This window comes from Acinetobacter towneri (assembly GCF_001758345.1).
Taxonomy (GTDB): Bacteria; Pseudomonadota; Gammaproteobacteria; order Pseudomonadales; family Moraxellaceae; genus Acinetobacter; species Acinetobacter towneri_A.
In genome coordinates this window covers 137,929-155,494 of record NZ_MKQS01000009.1, presented here as the reverse complement: position 1 = coordinate 155,494, position 17,566 = coordinate 137,929, and the positions used below count along the sequence as shown (strand labels likewise).

16 protein-coding genes are annotated in these 17,566 nt (G+C 40.2%); 4 read left to right on the top strand and 12 right to left on the bottom strand.

Features of this window, described 5'->3' with window-relative positions:
- The 4 genes from BJN41_RS06975 to cgtA all read right to left on the bottom strand — a co-directional run.
- Positions 1–245: transposase (locus tag BJN41_RS06975; protein ID WP_171072066.1), on the bottom strand; the 245-nt coding region annotated here is incomplete at its 3' end.
- Positions 246–252: 7 nt separating this feature from the next.
- Positions 253–3,105: a restriction endonuclease subunit M gene (locus BJN41_RS06970; protein ID WP_070154175.1), complete on the bottom strand. Its 2,853-nt coding sequence runs from the start codon at positions 3,103–3,105 to the stop codon at positions 253–255.
- Between the two features lie 193 nt (positions 3,106–3,298).
- On the bottom strand, positions 3,299–4,432 hold the full coding sequence (gene proB / locus BJN41_RS06965) for a glutamate 5-kinase (RefSeq protein WP_019837670.1): 1,134 nt from the start codon (positions 4,430–4,432) through the stop codon (positions 3,299–3,301).
- Positions 4,433–4,459: 27 nt separating this feature from the next.
- Entirely contained in the window at positions 4,460–5,674 is a 1,215-nt protein-coding gene (gene cgtA, locus BJN41_RS06960; protein WP_070154173.1) for an Obg family GTPase CgtA, read from the bottom strand.
- A gap of 394 nt (positions 5,675–6,068) precedes the next feature.
- Between cgtA and BJN41_RS15855 the strand changes: the two genes are divergently transcribed.
- Both BJN41_RS15855 and BJN41_RS15975 read left to right on the top strand, forming a co-directional pair.
- Positions 6,069–6,296, top strand: a complete 228-nt coding sequence (locus BJN41_RS15855) for a hypothetical protein (protein ID WP_227515223.1) — start codon at positions 6,069–6,071, stop codon at positions 6,294–6,296.
- Between the two features lie 127 nt (positions 6,297–6,423).
- Positions 6,424–6,546: a hypothetical protein gene (locus tag BJN41_RS15975; RefSeq protein WP_264754238.1), complete on the top strand. Its 123-nt coding sequence runs from the start codon at positions 6,424–6,426 to the stop codon at positions 6,544–6,546.
- Between the two features lie 65 nt (positions 6,547–6,611).
- On the opposite strand, the gene BJN41_RS06950 is transcribed toward BJN41_RS15975, so the two are convergent.
- From BJN41_RS06950 to uvrB, 5 genes are all read right to left on the bottom strand, one after another.
- Entirely contained in the window at positions 6,612–6,974 is a 363-nt protein-coding gene (locus tag BJN41_RS06950; protein WP_070154171.1) for a winged helix-turn-helix transcriptional regulator, read from the bottom strand.
- Between the two features lie 204 nt (positions 6,975–7,178).
- A complete protein-coding gene (locus BJN41_RS06945; RefSeq protein WP_019837674.1) occupies positions 7,179–8,636 on the bottom strand; it encodes a glyceraldehyde-3-phosphate dehydrogenase in 1,458 nt (485 codons plus the stop codon).
- Between the two features lie 348 nt (positions 8,637–8,984).
- Positions 8,985–9,908 (bottom strand): EamA family transporter RarD, encoded by a 924-nt coding sequence (gene rarD / locus BJN41_RS06940; protein WP_070154169.1) that lies wholly within the window; start codon positions 9,906–9,908, stop codon positions 8,985–8,987.
- Positions 9,909–10,169: 261 nt separating this feature from the next.
- Positions 10,170–10,775 carry a lipocalin family protein gene (locus BJN41_RS06935; RefSeq protein WP_019837676.1) on the bottom strand — a complete coding sequence of 202 codons (606 nt, stop codon included), beginning with the start codon at positions 10,773–10,775 and terminating at the stop codon, positions 10,170–10,172.
- Between the two features lie 171 nt (positions 10,776–10,946).
- Positions 10,947–12,974 carry an excinuclease ABC subunit UvrB gene (gene uvrB, locus BJN41_RS06930; protein ID WP_070154167.1) on the bottom strand — a complete coding sequence of 676 codons (2,028 nt, stop codon included), beginning with the start codon at positions 12,972–12,974 and terminating at the stop codon, positions 10,947–10,949.
- A 254-nt stretch (positions 12,975–13,228) separates the two neighbouring features.
- Here uvrB and BJN41_RS06925 point away from each other — a divergent pair, with 254 nt between their 5' ends.
- The gene (locus tag BJN41_RS06925) at positions 13,229–14,017 is read left to right on the top strand and encodes a hypothetical protein (protein WP_004971705.1); all 789 of its coding nucleotides are present in this window, start codon (positions 13,229–13,231) and stop codon (positions 14,015–14,017) included.
- A 57-nt stretch (positions 14,018–14,074) separates the two neighbouring features.
- On the opposite strand, the gene BJN41_RS06920 is transcribed toward BJN41_RS06925, so the two are convergent.
- Entirely contained in the window at positions 14,075–14,254 is a 180-nt protein-coding gene (locus BJN41_RS06920; RefSeq protein WP_004971707.1) for a hypothetical protein, read from the bottom strand.
- A gap of 218 nt (positions 14,255–14,472) precedes the next feature.
- Here BJN41_RS06920 and BJN41_RS06915 point away from each other — a divergent pair, with 218 nt between their 5' ends.
- The gene (locus BJN41_RS06915) at positions 14,473–15,708 is read left to right on the top strand and encodes a pyridoxal phosphate-dependent aminotransferase (RefSeq protein ID WP_004971708.1); all 1,236 of its coding nucleotides are present in this window, start codon (positions 14,473–14,475) and stop codon (positions 15,706–15,708) included.
- A gap of 195 nt (positions 15,709–15,903) precedes the next feature.
- Here BJN41_RS06915 and BJN41_RS06910 read toward each other — a convergent pair whose 3' ends face one another.
- Together BJN41_RS06910 and BJN41_RS06905 are read right to left on the bottom strand one after the other, a co-directional pair.
- Positions 15,904–16,731, bottom strand: coding sequence for a DMT family transporter (locus BJN41_RS06910; RefSeq protein ID WP_019837680.1), 828 nt, complete (start codon positions 16,729–16,731; stop codon positions 15,904–15,906).
- A gap of 140 nt (positions 16,732–16,871) precedes the next feature.
- Positions 16,872–17,330: a hypothetical protein gene (locus tag BJN41_RS06905; protein WP_019837681.1), complete on the bottom strand. Its 459-nt coding sequence runs from the start codon at positions 17,328–17,330 to the stop codon at positions 16,872–16,874.
- Positions 17,331–17,566 lie beyond the last annotated feature (236 nt).

Below are 17,566 nucleotides of genomic sequence, written 5' to 3'. Positions count from 1 at the left end.
TTAATCAGACTTTGCACAAAGCCAGTGACCATACGTAAAGACAGACGGAATAAGGATTTAATCATTAAGCAGCATTGGATGGCTGCGTCGGAGTAGGTTTGATTTCGCCCTTGTTTGCCTTTTGATGGCGCATACCATTGCGTAGCAGGATCAAACCAAATGGCAATATTTCCGCGACTCATGAGTGCTCGGTTATATGCGGGCCAATTGGTTGTGCGGTAGATTTTGTGTGTAGGCTTCTTCATTTGAAAATTATATCGCTGAAAAACCCTTTACAGATAGGTTTGTGCAACAAAGCCCTGATGAAATATCAATATAGATAAATCTTTCTTCTCCAAATTCTTTTTCCGGATTTTTAGTTACTTTATTAATTTCAACAACATCGGGCAACTTCACCAAATCCCATTTGGTTTCAATTTCAACTTTACTTTGTGCCGATAAATTAAACGCCTTATTAAACTCTTTACGGCTAAAATCCAGCACATCATGCAAATACACTTGCGACACAAACGGCGTTAAATGCTCAGGAATATTCACCTGCTCGCCATTAAAATTCTGCCGAATCACATAACTAATTTTTTCACTATTCTCACGGTTTTTTGGGTCAAATAATGGCGTATTAATGTCAAATACCGTATCACCACCCAAATAACTTAAACCTTCATTACCTTTGGCACTGCTCCACTCATAACCTAAAAACTTCTTCTGTTCTTTGTTATCGCTTGGGCTTTTTACTACTAGCAATGGGCGAGCTTTGTTATCTACCTCTGCGTTATATTGCGTGAGCATAAAGTAATACAGCTTGTCTTTTTCAATGTTGGTTAAATAATAAAGTAAACGCTTATCTAACTCAGCTTGTTGCTCGGTTTCAGTTTTGGCTTTAAATTGCTTTTGTTTCTTTAAATTCACAATTTCAGCCTGTTTATTAAAATCGGCTTGGTAATCCTTAAAGATGTCGATCGCCAATAAATCGGCATTAAGCTCGCCTTTTAACAGTGTTTCATACAGCGCAAAGTCAATTTGCGTATGCTGACAATATTTTTCCACCACTTTGGTATCCAAATACGCCCCACCGCTACTGGCTTTTTCATTTTTCCAATCAGCAAAGAAATTATTGACCCGATTTCTAAATTGTACGGCTTGTTCAGGACGCTGTGCTTTACGGCGTAAGAACAACACCACAGTATTTGTACCTGTTTTACCAAAGGTTTGGCTACCCAATTCAACAATACTTAAAAAATCAAAATGCTGTAATAATATTTCACGGGTGGCAATGTGAATACTGTCGCTATTGCTTAGAATCGAACTTGGCACAATCACGCCCATCACGCTATCAGGGGCAAGCAGTTGTTGCGCACGTTCTAAGAAGAAACACTGAATATTATTATTGCTAGGATTATTCACCAAATTAAATAATTTAAATTTTTCACGCTCCACCTCATCAATGGTTTGTAAAAAATCCTCGACAGCAAATGGAGGATTTGCCACCAATACATCAAAACTTTCAGGTTTAATATTTTCATGGGAGATTAAGGCATCAGCATCAATAATATTAACTTCATTACGCCCATACATAAACGATGCCACTTTAGATACTTTGGCTAAACGATCTTCTTTTTCAATGCCATAAGTTTGTGCATAGTAACTATTTGGCTCGTCAATATCTTTAATCGGTTTCAGTAGTTTACTGACTTGCGAGCCATATTCATTAAGAAAGTGCCCTGAACCACACGCATAATCAATCACTTTTAACGGTTCAGAATGTTGTTGCAACATGCTTTCTAATGGCAATGCTGACACAATGAACTTACAAATTGGAATAGGCGTAAAGAACTGCCCTTCACTTTGTTTAATACCGTTATCTAAGAAATACTCAAACATATCGCCTAAGAATTGATTTTCTTCGGTTGAAGTTAGGCGTAAACCTTGCCACATTTGAATAATTTCAATCAAAATTTTGGCATTTTTCTCAAACTTTTCTTTGTTGGAAACTTTAATAAACTCAAAATCTAAGCCTTTATAAAATTTAAGTTGTTGAAAGAGTTCTTTAATTCGTTGCTCGGTGGCATTCGGTTTTTGTTTAATTGCCCAAAATGCACCATCAATATCATCTTGGCTGACATAAATAATGTCTTGCTGTAAAAATTGTTGCATACCAATTTTATACAGCTTTTGCAGGCGATCGACTAAATCGAAATAACTGTCATATGCCATGCCTTTCCAATAAAAATGCAAATCTTCAGGATTTTGGGTTTCATCCACAATTTTACATAAAAATAAATTCACCAACACTTCAAAGGCATTTTCACGGCGTGAAACGTTATGTTTGCGTAAAATAGTACGAAACTCGTGATACTTGCCTTTAATGTTCATACTATTAATTGGCTGAGTATCAATCGCTAGCGTGTATTTATCTTTACCAATTTGATACGCCTGAATATTATCTTCAAAAATCCCTTTTTCAGTCGCTTCAAGTTGATAGGTATCTTTCCACACCTTAAAACGTTCTTTGACATTTTTGGCATTGCTGTAATTTAAGGCATCGGGCAAATCTTTTAAAATGATTGGGTTATCTTTAACTGAAATAATACGTTGCTGATCGTCAATTTTTTTGTCCGTTTCATTCCATTGCGATGCATATAAGCATACGAATTCAACGGATTTTTCTTGCTCGACATAACTAAAAAGCTGTCCGCCATCTTCAAGCGTCTCTTTCCAAGCTTTATTAAATTCACGATCAAAGGTTTTACATTCAATAATTAGAAAGGGTTGATTTTGATGGTTTTTCACCAAAATATCCGCACGTCCGCCACTTGCACCATGCCCTAGTTTCCATTTTGGCTCTAACTCTATGTGCTCAGGTTTATAGCCTTTTTCGAGTAAACGGTGTACACATTCAAACACCACAAAATTTTCGTTACTGGAAAAATTACAAGTCTGTCTTTCATTCACTTTTAAACCATAAGCTTCCGGATAGATTATTTGCTTTTTTTCAAAATCGATTGAAAGACTATGATCCCCAGATGAAAATTTTTTAGTGAATACGTTTTGATGCTGCGTAAAATTCAAAAATAATAATAAATCTTTTAAGTTATCTAGGTTCATGTAAGACCACCAAATTGAAACATACGTTACAAGTCGGGTAAAAATGACACCCAAAAACTTGTTTTTGATATCTAAATATATTTAACAGTAAAAAGCCTACTTATCTTGAGTAGGCTTTTTACCAAGTAGCTAAAAAAGTAGTTAAAAAATCAAATGAATTATTTTATTCATTTAATTTCAATATATTACAACATTAATAAATCGCCATATGATTACGGTGAATCATCTCCAATGACCGTGCTTCACCTAAGACTTGATGCACCTTGTCTGATGCCAAACCTTTGACCAAGTCTGCAGAGCGCGAACTAAAGTTTACACGTCCCACTGCGACACGGTGACCTTGTGTATCTACACATTCCACCACATCACCACGGTCAAAATGTCCTTCTACGGCTTTTACACCCACAGGCAATAAACTGCGATGATTTTCTTTAATGGCTTTGACTGCACCATCATCAATCACCAAACGTCCTGCTGTTTGTAAATGTGCTGCCAACCATTGTTGATGTGCGGCAATACGGTCATTATCGGTAATAAATAAAGTACCCAACAATTCGCCCGCCATTAAACGCGCAAGTACGTTGTCACTTTCACCACTGGCAATTAAAGTTGGACAACCCGATTTAGCCGCTAAACGTGCTGCACGGACTTTAGTTAGCATGCCGCCACGCCCGAACTTGCCGCCACCGCCCGCCATATCAAACAGACTTTCATCCAAAGCACGTACAGTATGGAACAGTTTCGCATTTGGATTAGAACGTGGGTCGGAGTCAAACATGCCTTGCTGATCGGTCAAAATGATTAATAAATCGGCATGGACTTGCCCTGCGACCATCGCAGCTAGAGTGTCGTTATCGCCAAAACGAATTTCATCGGTAGAAACCGTGTCATTTTCATTGATAACTGGAATCACGCGCCATTCAATCAGGTTTTGCAAGGCATCGCATGAGTTTAAATAACGACGACGATCTGCCAGATCATCGTGGGTTAATAGGACTTGTGCAGTTTGAATCTGGTGCTTTTCCAGCACACTTGACCACGTCTGAATCAGGCCCATTTGACCAATAGCAGCGCATGCCTGAAGACTGGGTAGATCGGTGGGTCGCTGCTCAAGTTTCATTCGCACCATCCCTTCAGCCACAGCTCCCGATGACACCAAAATAATTTCGTGTCCAGCATTGTGTAGATCTGCAATTTGTCCCGCCCAATGCGAGATCGCATCCAAATCTAAACCTTGCCCATTGGCTGTGAGTAAAGATGATCCGATTTTAACAACGATTCGTTTACAACCCTTGAGCTGACGTTGCCCATCTACCACTTCTATCATCTTGTCCTCAGTCACTTTTTGTAGCGCTTAGCGTACGTAATACACTTCTACTTCGCCATCTWCACCATCATCGTCTTCGTCGTCATCGCCCAACATACCTGCAAGACGTTGCTGACGGCGCATCTCACGATACGTTTCTTTCGCGGCAATGGTTTGTTCACGTGTTTCAGCTTCCAGCTGATCACGGAATGCTTTCATTTCTGCTGCGTACTCAGGATCTTCAACTTCGCGTTCACGTTGTTGCTCAATTTGATCCATCAAGTAATACACCACTTGCTGAGTACCTTCAGACATTAAGCCTGAAGTTTTAAACACAGGACCATCCCACTGCAATTCTTCAAGAATGTGTTTACACCATTCTTCGCGTGAATCTTCAGGAATTTGATCCAGTTTATTTAACACCAACACCATTGGCAGTTTAGCCAAAGTTGGAGAGAATTTTTTCAATTCTTCCATAATTGCTTTGGCATTATACGCTGGGTCAGAGCCATCAATTGGCTGAACATCAACAATGTGTAGCAAAATACGGGTACGTGCCAAGTGTTTCAAGAAACGAATACCAAGACCTGCACCTTCAGCCGCACCTTCAATTAGCCCCGGAATATCGGCCATGACAAAAGAACGATGACGGTCTGCATCCACCACACCCAGATTTGGCACCATGGTGGTAAATGGATAGTCGGCTACTTTTGGTTTTGCCGCAGAAACAGCACGAATGAACGTTGACTTACCCGCATTTGGCATGCCTAGCAAGCCTACATCGGCAAGGACTTTCAACTCTAGACGGATTTCACGGAATTCACCTTTCGCACCATGCGTGAATTTACGCGGTGTACGGTTAGTAGATGATTTAAAGTGAGTATTCCCTAAACCACCATCACCACCTTGAGCGACCAATACTTTCTGACCGCTTTCGACTAAATCTGCAATAATATCGCCAGAGTCTGTATCAACAATGGTTGTGCCCACTGGAACGGTCAAAACGACAGATTCACCACCACGACCTGCACAGTTTGCGCCTGAACCGTTTTTACCACGTTCAGCCCGAAATTTACGGGTATAACGATAATCTACAAGGGTGCTGGCGTTGTCGTCGGCTTGAATAAAAATGCTGCCGCCACGACCACCATCACCACCATCTGGTCCACCAAATGGTACAAATTTCTCTCGGCGAAAACTGGCTACGCCATTGCCACCGTCGCCAGCCTCTACGGTAATGACTGCTTCATCAACAAAGCGCATCTTGCCAATCCTCTAAAAACTTTAAAAGCCGTATATTCTGCCATATTTTAGAAAATTTCTCGAATTATATTTATGCAATCGTATACTGAACTACTTTTTATCCTTGATTGTTCAAATCACTCATTGCTTTTAGCAATGAGATGATCATTTTTCTTATGCGGGTTTTGTATCGACTTATTGGTCTTGGGAAGCAGTCTATTTCAGCAGCGGCATAATCACCCTACTTTTTTTGCAGGCTTGTTATGAACAAACTTCCCTCTACGACTGCAACACAAACCAGACTATAGCAGGCATTTATCGTTCTTTAATTCAATTGGCTCTGACTCAGCCATATTTAATTCATAGCGTGCGCAGGTGCATTGGGTTTTGCCATTTTGTCCTTGGTTTTGCTTGCATGACTTTTGTTTTAGCCAATTCGCCTTATTATTTTAGTGATTTTCAAATTGGGCTTTTTGGTTTATTGGGTGTGATTGGAATTTTCTCTTCAAGTGTGTCCGGGAAAACGGTGGGCAAAGGTCGTGAAAATTTTGTCGCAATGTTATGTATTGGCTTGAGGTTGTTTGCGTGCATTCCTCTTTTTTTGCACAGCAGAATATTATGGCTTATGCCGTGGGTGTATTGATGAGCATTTGGGTTTAACGGTTTTTCACGTGTTGAATCAAAACTTGGTATATTGAATTGATGCCACCGCACTTTCGCGTATTCATGCGATATATGACTATTTGTTTTCAAGTGCAGCACTTGATTCATTGACGGCGGTTTATGCATGGCAGCACTGGGGGTGGATGGGTTGTGTGGCGAGTATTTTAATATTTGCCGTGGGCATTTTATTGATTGATCGTTATGATTTTTCACATCAACGCGCTATTTAATCATCCCAAATGTGCTTCGCATTAGTTACTTCTACAACGACTTCCCCCCAAAGATACACTATCTATTAGTGGGAAGATTGCTGTGAAGTTTCAGGCAAATGCTGTTCTAAATACTCAATCAGTTGATTCACTCTTGCTGCAATTTGTGAGCCTTCAAAAGTGAGCTGATATTCCACTTTAGGTGGCACTGTCGGGTAAACTGTGCGTAAAATTAACCCATCTTGCTCTAGGGTTTTAAGCGTTTGTGCCAACATTTTTTCACTCACTCCTTCAATGCGCTGCCTTAACTCACTAAAACGGTGTAAACCCTCGCTTAAACAATGTAACACCAACATTGACCATTTGTTGGCTAGATGCTCCAAACGAACCCGAGATGGACAATCTTTAGCAAGGACTTGTCCAAGTATGTGACTAGTGGCGTATTGCATAACGGTATCCTTCTGTTATTTCTATTGTTCAGGCTTTAAAAACTTGAAAGCAAAATAAAACTTACTTTTTAGCATAGACTTTATTTTAGTAAGTTTATAATAGCGTATTCGGTGAAAATTTCAACACTCACTCTTATATTCGATGATGAATTAAAGCGCATAAAAAAAGAGCCTCAAATGAGGCTCTTTTTTAGCTTTCACAAATTATGCATTTGTTTCAGCAGGAACTTTAGGATAGCTTACGCCGCCCATTTGTTCAGCAATACGCAGTACTTGGCAGCTATAACCCACTTCGTTGTCATACCAAACGTAAGCAGTTAAACGGTTGCCTGAAGTGATGGTTGCTTGCGCATCAAATACACCTGCAGTACGCGAACCAATGAAGTCGCTTGAAACCACTTCAGTCGAGTTGGTATAACCAATTTGACCTTGAAGATTAGAGTGAATTGAAATTTGACGAATATATTCGTTCACTTCTTCACGATCTACTTCTTTCTCAAGCGTTAAATTCAAGATTGCAAGTGATACGTTTGGCGTTGGAACACGTACAGAGTTACCTGTTAATTTACCTTGTAATGCCGGCAATGCTTTCGCAACTGCTTTCGCTGCACCTGTTTCGGTAATAACCATGTTCAATGTTGCTGCACGACCACGACGATCAGCTTTGTGATAGTTATCAATCAAGTTTTGGTCATTGGTAAATGAGTGCACAGTTTCAACGTGACCATTCACAACAGTGTACTTGTCATGCAACACTTTTAAAGTTGGTGTGATTGCATTCGTTGTACAGCTTGCTGCAGAAATAATAGTATCTTCATCAAGAATGTCAGCTTGGTTTACGCCGTAAACCACGTTCTTCATGTCGCCTTTACCTGGTGCAGTTAAAATTACACGTGCAGCACCTGGGCATTGAAGGTGTTGAGCAAGACCTTCTGCATCACGCCATTTACCAGTGTTATCAATAACTAAGGCATTGTTGATGCCATAAGCTGTGTAATCTACTTCAGATGGGTTAGATGCATAGATCACTTTAATGAAGTTACCATTTGCGATAATAGCTTCATTTTCTTCATCTACAGAAATAGTGCCTGCAAATGGACCGTGAATAGAGTCACGACGTAGCAAAGACGCACGTTTTTCTAAATCACCGTCAGATGATTTACGCACAACAATAGCTTTAAGGTTTAAGCCACGGCCAAGACCTGATTGACCAATGATTAAACGTGCAAGAATACGACCGATACGACCAAAACCGTAAAGAACTACATCTTTGCTTTCTACAGTTGTTGGGTTACCTGCTAAAGATTTCACAGCGTCTGCAACAAATGCATCTACATCGCCGCCTTTTTCTTTATATTCAACAGCAAGTTTACCCAAGTCAACTTCTGCTGAACCAATGTTCTCTACTTTGGTTAAAGCTTCAAGAATTGGGAATGTGTGAACAACTGAAAGTTCTACATCCATCATACGAGTACGACGGTGTGCTTTCAAAATTTGGATCACAGAACGGTTAACTAAAGAACGACCAAATACTGAAACCATGATATTTTTTTCACGGTACAACTGACCGAGTAAAGCAATCATACGTTCCGCGATTTCTTCACGGTTTTTCCAGCGACCTTGGTGCTCTGCGTGTAGGGCGATGATAGTCTCTTTGCTCACAGATACGTCCTCTAATTAATTGTATATCTAGGCATGAATTTCAAAACCCGATAATTGTAATGGAATTGTCGCCAAGATTGAATCAAAAGCTGGCATTGACCCGACTATTTTCTTATATATTCACTATAAATTCATAAAATAGTTGTAATTATTTTTGTGATTTTACTTTTTTCATTCAATGTTCAATTTTTCAGGCCAAAAACTTGGCAGGTATATTTAAGCTTCATCTGCTTTTTCTATACCTTAAATTCAAAAAAGATCATTTTTTCAAACTAAGATGTATCGGCAAACCTTTAAACCATCTTCTTTGTATTTCTACAGAAGCATGCCAATAGATTTTTAAGATATTTATCGCTCTGATTGCTGCTCTATCTTCTGCTGTAAATCTTGCTGATTCTGTTTTTGCTTTCTTAAATGCAAACAACCTTCCATTACCAGCAACGCCACCGCCAACCAAATTGGAATATAGGTCAGCCATTCCCCTGCTTCTATTCGCTCACCCAATAACATTGAGGCAAAAGCCAACAGCACAGGTTCTAAATAACTCAATAAGCCAAAAATCACAAAAGGCAAATAGCGACTGGCCAAAATATAACTACCAAGTCCCAATGCACTTAAAAAGCCTAGCCCAAGTACCGACCAAATTAAATATGGAAAAGCTGCGATGACATTTACACTGTCACTATAATAAAAGCCTAGATATACCGCGATAGGAATGACTAACAGTAAATCCCACCAAAATCCGCCCAAGTGATCAGTTCGGAAGACCCGACGTAAAAAGAAATATAAAGGATAGGCACATGCGACATATAAAGTTTCCCATGCAACCGTGCCAATGCGCCAGATTTCATGACTGACACCCAACACCGCCAAGGCAACTGCTGCCATTTGCCAAGTTGATAATTTTTCTTTATAGAGCACGCAACCGACCAAGACCATCACCAAGGGTAATAAGAAATACCCGAGAGATACTTGTAGACCTCGCCCGTTAATAGGTCCCCATAGAAATAGCCATAATTGCGTGGTGCATAAAAAAGAACTGGCAAGCAACCACAACAGTAAAAGTGGTTGTTGTTTAATGCGTGAAAAAATAGCGAAAATATGCTTAAAATCTCCCGACCACCACATAAATACGGTCAGGAATGGCAAGGTTGCCAACATACGCCACGCAAACGTTTCTTCGCTGTCTAAAGGCTTTAAGAGTTGGGTATAAAAGTACAACAGTCCAAAAGTGACCGATGCCAAAACCGATAATGCTACGCCTTTATACATCTACCCACTCCTGCCCAAGTGTGCATTATACCGATATTGTAATGACAGCATATTGACTGCTTAAAATTTTGCAAAGAAGTGCATCATTTTTCTACATTTTTAATAGAATTATTTTACTGCATGTTCAAATCTAAGATTTTTTTCACACATAAAAAACCACGCAGTCTGTGCGTGGTCCATCCATCTTTAAATTATTAAGCTCGCTATTTAACTGAGCAGGTTATCATGCTTTTAGCTATGGCTTAGCTCTTCTATTTCACTTTATTCTTCAGCTGACTTTTTCTTTGGTGTATGTTGGGTATAAATCACATCCCCCAAATCATAGCCCAATGATTTAGCATAATTCAGATATTCCGTAACCACAGCCTGATCGGGCTGCGCGGTGCGCGACAGTACCCATAAATATTTACGGCGTGGCTCACCCACCAAAGCAGTTTGATAGTCATCATCCAGCTTTAACACCCAATAATCACCCCGCCCTACAGGCAACCAACGAATGGCTTCAGGCAAAAAGCTTACTTTGAGCTTACTGTTAAAAGGTGCATTTTGTACAAAAGCTTCCCCCAAAGCACGCATTTGTTTGCCATCTTTTGCCATACAACGGTTATCAACCTGCACATTACCATTTTCATTCAATGTATAGGTTGCTGTTACATTCGAACCGCATTTGTTTTGAAAAAATACAGGCTTTCTTGCGACTTCATACCAAACGCCTAAATATTTATCCAATTCGACTTTTTCTACCGTTTTCATCGATTCGTTGGTTTTGGAATATGCCATGGTCGCAGCACCCAAACCAATCAGAACTACACCACCAAGGGCAATTTTGGCAAGTCGCGCACCTGCAAACGGAAGTTTTTTTGCCATTTTCCCAACCTCTAAACTCTCATGTTCAGTCAATTTTGTTGATCTACTTCAAAAATAACCGCAAGCTTTTCAATTTACTGTATGGATATGTAATTTTTGCAACTCAAATTTTACATAGCAGGTGTGATACACATCGTTGCGCTTACAATGTCAATGCAAATCTCCCACCATTTAGCCTGATCGCAACATTTGTGCTTTTAAACGCAAAATTTCATCACGTAAACGCGCCGCCTGTTCAAATTGCAGCTCTTTAGAGGCTTTCAACATCTCTTTTTCAAGTTTGGCAATATGTTTGGCATATAGTTTTGGGTCAGCCAAAATGTGTTGTTCATCGGCACTCAAAGCACGGGTTTGTGCATTGATTTTTTCATCAATTTGCTCATCATTCAGTACTTCACCTGTGTCAATTTCTTTAATCACTTGACGTATCGCACTGCGTGGGGTAATGCCATGTAATTCATTAAATTCAATTTGTTTTGCACGACGACGTTCCGTTTCATCTATCGCCTTTTGCATTGAGTCAGTAATGCGATCTGCATATAAAATTGCTTTACCTTTCAAGTTACGCGCCGCACGCCCAATGGTTTGAATCAACGAGCGCTCCGAACGTAAAAAGCCTTCTTTATCGGCATCTAAAATAGCCACCAAAGAAACTTCTGGCATGTCCAAGCCTTCACGCAACAAGTTAATGCCGACCAAAACATCATGTACACCTGTACGCAATTCATGAATAATTTTAACGCGTTCTACAGTATCAATATCGGAGTGTAAATAAGCCACCTGAATGCCGTATTCTTTTAAATATGAGGTCAAATCTTCAGCCATGCGTTTGGTTAATGTGGTGACCAACACCCGCTCATTCAATTCTTTACGCAGATAGATTTCAGACAGCACATCATCCACCTGAGTTAACACTGGACGAATTTCAATTTCAGGGTCAATCAACCCAGTTGGACGCACCACTTGCTCTACAATTTGCTGCGATTTTTCCAATTCATATTGTGCAGGTGTGGCACTCACATAAATTGTGGATGGGACGATGCGCTCCCATTCTTCAAATTTCATTGGACGGTTGTCTAACGCACTAGGTAAACGGAAACCATAATTCACCAAGTTTTCTTTACGTGATCGGTCACCTTTATACATCGCGCCAATTTGCGGAACGGTCACGTGCGATTCATCAATAATCAGCAAGGCATCATCAGGTACATAATCAAACAAAGTGGGCGGTGCTTCGCCTGCAGGTCGTCCAGACAAATGTCGTGAATAGTTTTCGATGCCGTTGGTATAGCCCAATTGCTGCATCATTTCTAAATCATAGCGGGTACGTTGTTCTATGCGCTGCGCTTCTAGCAATTTGTCATGTTCGCGAAAAAACACCAAACGCTCTTTTAGTTCTTCTTTAATGGTACCAATCGCACGTTCCAAATTATCCTTAGGCGTAACATAGTGACTTTTAGGATAAATAGTCACGCGCGGCACTTTACGCACCAATTTGCCTGTTAATGGATCAAACCAACGAATCGAATCGACTTCATCATCAAATAATTCTATGCGAATAGCATGCTGATCAGATTCAGCAGGGAAAATATCTAAAATTTCACCACGAATACGGTAAGTACCGCGCAAAAACTCTAGCTCATTACGGCTATATTGCATTTCCACCAAACGACGGATCAAATCATCACGATTCACCCGATCACCTTGCACCAGATGCAGCAACATGCTCATATAAGCATTGGGATCACCCAAACCGTAAATTGCAGATACCGATGCGACAATAATGGCATCACGACGCTCTAGCAAAGCACGTGTGGCCGAGAGTCGCATTTGGTCAATATGATCATTAATAGCCGCATCTTTTTCAATAAAAGTATCGGAAGATGGTACATAGGCTTCAGGCTGATAATAGTCATAATAACTGACAAAATATTCGACTGCGTTGTTCGGAAAGAACGCTTTAAACTCACCATACAACTGTGCTGCCAGCGTTTTGTTATGTGCCATGACAATGGTCGGACGCTGTGTTCTGGCAATCACATTGGCCATGGTATAAGTCTTACCTGAGCCTGTAACCCCAAGTAATAGCTGATCATGATAGCCCTGTTCTATCCCTTGAACCAATTTTTCAATGGCTTGTGGTTGGTCACCCGCAGGTTGATAGTTGGTGACTAAATCGAATGGTTTCTTATCACTCACAAATGCAGCTCTTTTGTTTGATGCGACCTGATATTTTAGCAGATTTGCCGAATCTCAGAGCATTTGAATATGTAGTGGCGATGTTGCGTTTCTGCAAAGCCATCGCACAATTTTAATTCTGTCGTAGACGCTATTAGCCTAAAGATGTGCTATGACTAAATTGAGCATAAGGAAACTGCTTTTTAAGTCTTGACCCACTGGCTATTCAAAGGCAACATGAAATTTCAGGATGACAACCATAAAAGCAAATGCGCATGACTTACCAATATCACGACGAATCAATTATCAAAAGCCTCCCTGAAGATACTGTTTTCGTATTTGGCAGTAACATGGCAGGACAACATGCAGGTGGTGCAGCACGAACAGCCAAAGAATTTTTTGGTGCCGTTGAAGGCGTCGGGCGCGGTTGGGCAGGACAAAGTTTTGCCATTCCAACCATGAATGAACATTTACAACAAATGCCACTATCGCAAATTCAGCACTATGTGGATGACTTTAAAATCTATGCCAAAAACCATCCTAAAATGAAGTATTTTTTAACTTCAATTGGTTGTGGTATTGCAGGTTATACGGTTGAAGAAATTGCCCCTATGTTTAAAGGCATTGCCCATAATGTGATTTTTCCTGCGTCGTTTCGTCCTTTTGTCGAAAAAGCATTGCCTAAACTAACGCAAAAATTACTACACACCATTTACCGTGATTCTGTGATTTTTACCCCTGCCACCGATGAATTAATTGAAGTCTTGGCATTGAGCGATAATGAAAAAGCCTTGGCTAAAATCATATTGAATACACAAATGTACCCAACTGACAGCAATGGGCGTGATCGGGTCTTTGAAATTCAGGATATTTTGCACAACTTAAATGGTAAGGTATTCGAGTTCCAAAATAATTCAGAAGGCCCAATGCTATTTGGTGCAGCGATTTTGGCTTTATTGGAATTGTATAATATCAACGAGCAAGATTTTAGCGATGTATGGCATGGCGTACGTGAAATCTCGCCGCCAAAACCTGCCAACAAAGCGCGTAAGCATGTTCGTTAATTTCAATACTTTTAAATCCCCATCAATAAAAAATGCCACGTAATTGTGGCATTTTTTTTAGCGCTTACCCATCGAACGACGAGTACCACGTGGCGGTGGCCAAGTCTTATCCGCATATTGCTCAGGTTTAGGACGCACCGAATTATGTACCGCCTGATCATTATCCTGCGCTGTGTTTGGCATTGGGAATGGAAGATTCACCAATGGTTTTTTTGAAGTAGGCTGCTGCTTACTCATGACCATCACTCTTATAAAATTTGGACTATTTTAAAGTTTTTTGCCGCCCGATGCGAGAAACTTCCACCTCACAGCAGTTTTAATCACGATTTCATAGGAAATTGGTCTAATTTGGTGATTTTTTATTAATTTGATGCAATTTTAAACGACGCAGACATCGAATTTAGGCTAAGATAATATGCTTTTTATTTTTTTATCCCTATAAGAAGGAATATGCCGTGGACGTACGTCTCTCTGATCGTGTCAATGCCATCAAACCGTCCCCAACACTTGCAGTAACCAATAAAGCCGCTGAACTTAAAGCTGCGGGTCATAACGTTATTGGTTTGGGTGCAGGTGAACCGGATTTCGATACACCACAACACATCAAAGATGCAGCTATTGCAGCAATTAATAACGGTTTTACAAAATATACTGCTGTTGACGGTACGCCTGGTCTTAAAAAAGCCATTATCGCAAAATTAAAACGTGACAATAATCTTGACTACCAAGCGAACCAAATTTTGGTGTCTTGTGGTGGTAAGCAATCATTCTTTAACTTGGCGTTGGCTCTGTTAAACAAGGGTGATGAAGTGATTATCCCTGCACCGTTCTGGGTAAGCTATCCAGATATGGTGATTATTGCTGAAGGCGTGCCAGTTATTGTGGAATGTGGTGAAGAACAACGTTTCAAAATCACGCCTGAACAATTAGAAGCTGCGATCACTGACAAAACACGTTTAGTGGTGTTAAACAGCCCATCTAACCCTACAGGTATGATCTACACCAAAGCTGAATTAGAAGCTTTGGCTGCTGTACTACGTAAATACCCTGAAGTATTCATTGCATCTGACGATATGTATGAACCAATCCGTTGGGATGATGAGTTCTATAACATCGCAACTGTTGCACCTGACCTTTATGACCGCACAATCGTATTAAACGGTGTGTCTAAAGCTTATGCAATGACTGGCTGGCGTATTGGCTATGCAGCGGGCCCTGCTAAACTGATTGGTGCGATGAAGAAAATTCAATCTCAATCGACTTCTAACCCAACTTCTATTTCACAAGTTGCTGCAGAAGCTGCATTGAACGGCCCACAAGACGTACTTGAGCCAATGGTTGAAGCATTCAAACGCCGTCACGACTTAGTTGTAAATGGCTTGAATGACATCAAAGGTATTTCATGCTTACCTGCAGATGGCGCGTTCTATGCGTATGCAAACATCAAACCATTGATTCGTGCGAAAGGCTTAAAATCTTGCACAGAATTCTCTGCTTGGTTATTGGAAGAAACTGGTGTTGCCGTTGTTCCTGGTGATGCGTTCGGTTTAGGCGGTTTCATGCGTATTTCTTATGCAACTGCAGACGAAGTGCTTGTAGATGCTCTTGCACGTATCAAAAAAGCAGCAGAATCAATTGAAGGTGTAGATGAAGCGATTGCTTCAATCGAAGCTGAAAAAGCTGCCAAATAATCTAAACCTGTTTAGATGAACAAAACCCACGATTGAATCGTGGGTTTTGTTTTAATTACGTTTTTTCACTCATCATTTTTCCTCATTTCTGAGGAGAGATCACAAATAACGCTTTTAAAAAGCCTCAAGATCATTTCTTGATTGATATAAAAATTCCAATACAAAAAAATCAAAACAACAGCAATCTAAACGGTTTTATACACGAGGTTTGGTTAAAATCACCATCAAAATACCACACAACACGATCAAGGTTGCCACGACCATCAACAGGGTGAGTTGTTCACCTAAAAAAATCACACCGCCTAAAATCGCCAAACACGGTACAGAAAGTTGCACAGTACTTGCGGTAATGTGATCAATTTTTTTCACAATGCTGTACCACAGCACATACGCCCCAGCCGAAGCCAATGCACCCGACAACACAGCCAAAACCACACCCTGCCAAGTGATAAAACTTGCAGGTAAATGCCAAAGAAAAAATACAGCAACAACTGGTGTCGCCAAAATAAAATTAGACAGCGTATTGGTTAAAGCGTGCTGCATCGTCTTTGCGGCAATGCTATAAAACCCCCATGCAATACCTGCCAATAACATCATTAATGCGTATTTGAGCGTTGGCGTACTGGCTTTAGGCAATAGTAGCAAGCCCATCCCTAATATAGCGCAGCCCAACCCGACCCAACGCGGTAAAGTCATGCGCTCACCATGCAAAATCGCATAGCTGATCATGGTGATTTGCACGGCGCCAAATAGAATTAATGCACCTATGCCTGCATCAATATGCAAATATGCCAACGAAAAACCAAGTAGATATACAGCAAGGCTTAGGGCAGATTTCCATTGGAATTGAATTGGTTGTTGAACCTGCAAAACAACATAGAATAATCCTAAGCACACCGCCCCGCTGCCAACTCGGAGCAAACTAAAACTCATAGGATCAATTTGCTGTTCAGCCAATGCCAAACGACACAGCAAAGAATTTGCAGCAAATGCGAGCGTGGCAATACATATTTTAATCCACACGGCTGAATATCCTTTTCAAACTGTTCGCAAATCTTTATCGCAGTTAATAACACTATTTTAGTGCAAGTCATTTAGCTCGATTCAATGCAAATCTATTTGGCTGACAATCATGAATCATCATAGATTAAACACTTTTTAGATTAAACACCGTTTTTCAACGCAGCAATCAGTTCTGATTTAGACACTGCAGGTTGTGATGTCGCTTTATATTCACATAAATAGCGAAAAGCAGAGTCTAATTCTACACGCAATTGTTTTTGTTCAGACACAGACCATACACGTGAACGGTTGCTCCCCGAAAGTGCGCTGCCTACTAGTTGGTACAAATATAAATCATGATCACGCTGCAATGGTTTTTTGGTGCCGTTGTCTGGATGGTCTGAAAGCAATTGACAGGTTGATTGAATGAGCCATTTTTCACTAAACCACAATTGCAATAAATCGCCCAAATACAAATCTTGAGGTGCAAAAGGCCAGACGTGAATATATGCACCTTTTACAGCAGTATAGTATTGTTCAGGCGTAGACAGGATAGAAAGATAATGTTCTTGATAATAAGAAAATTGAGAAAAAATATCAGAAATGCTGAGCGTATTCATTCGCTTACTCCGATTTAGCCATTTTAGTGCTGGCAAGTTGGGTTAAATCCACACTGTTTAAGATCTACTTAAACGCCTTGTTCTGTTACTCAGACTAACAATCGATTTTGTGTAACGCAAGTTTTATGGATGATTTTTTTATAAAAAAATTTTTTTGTTCAAATAAAAAGCATATAAAGTCAAAATGAAAGAAACATGACAATTTATGCTTGACCCTTGCTTAAATCTGCTTATAA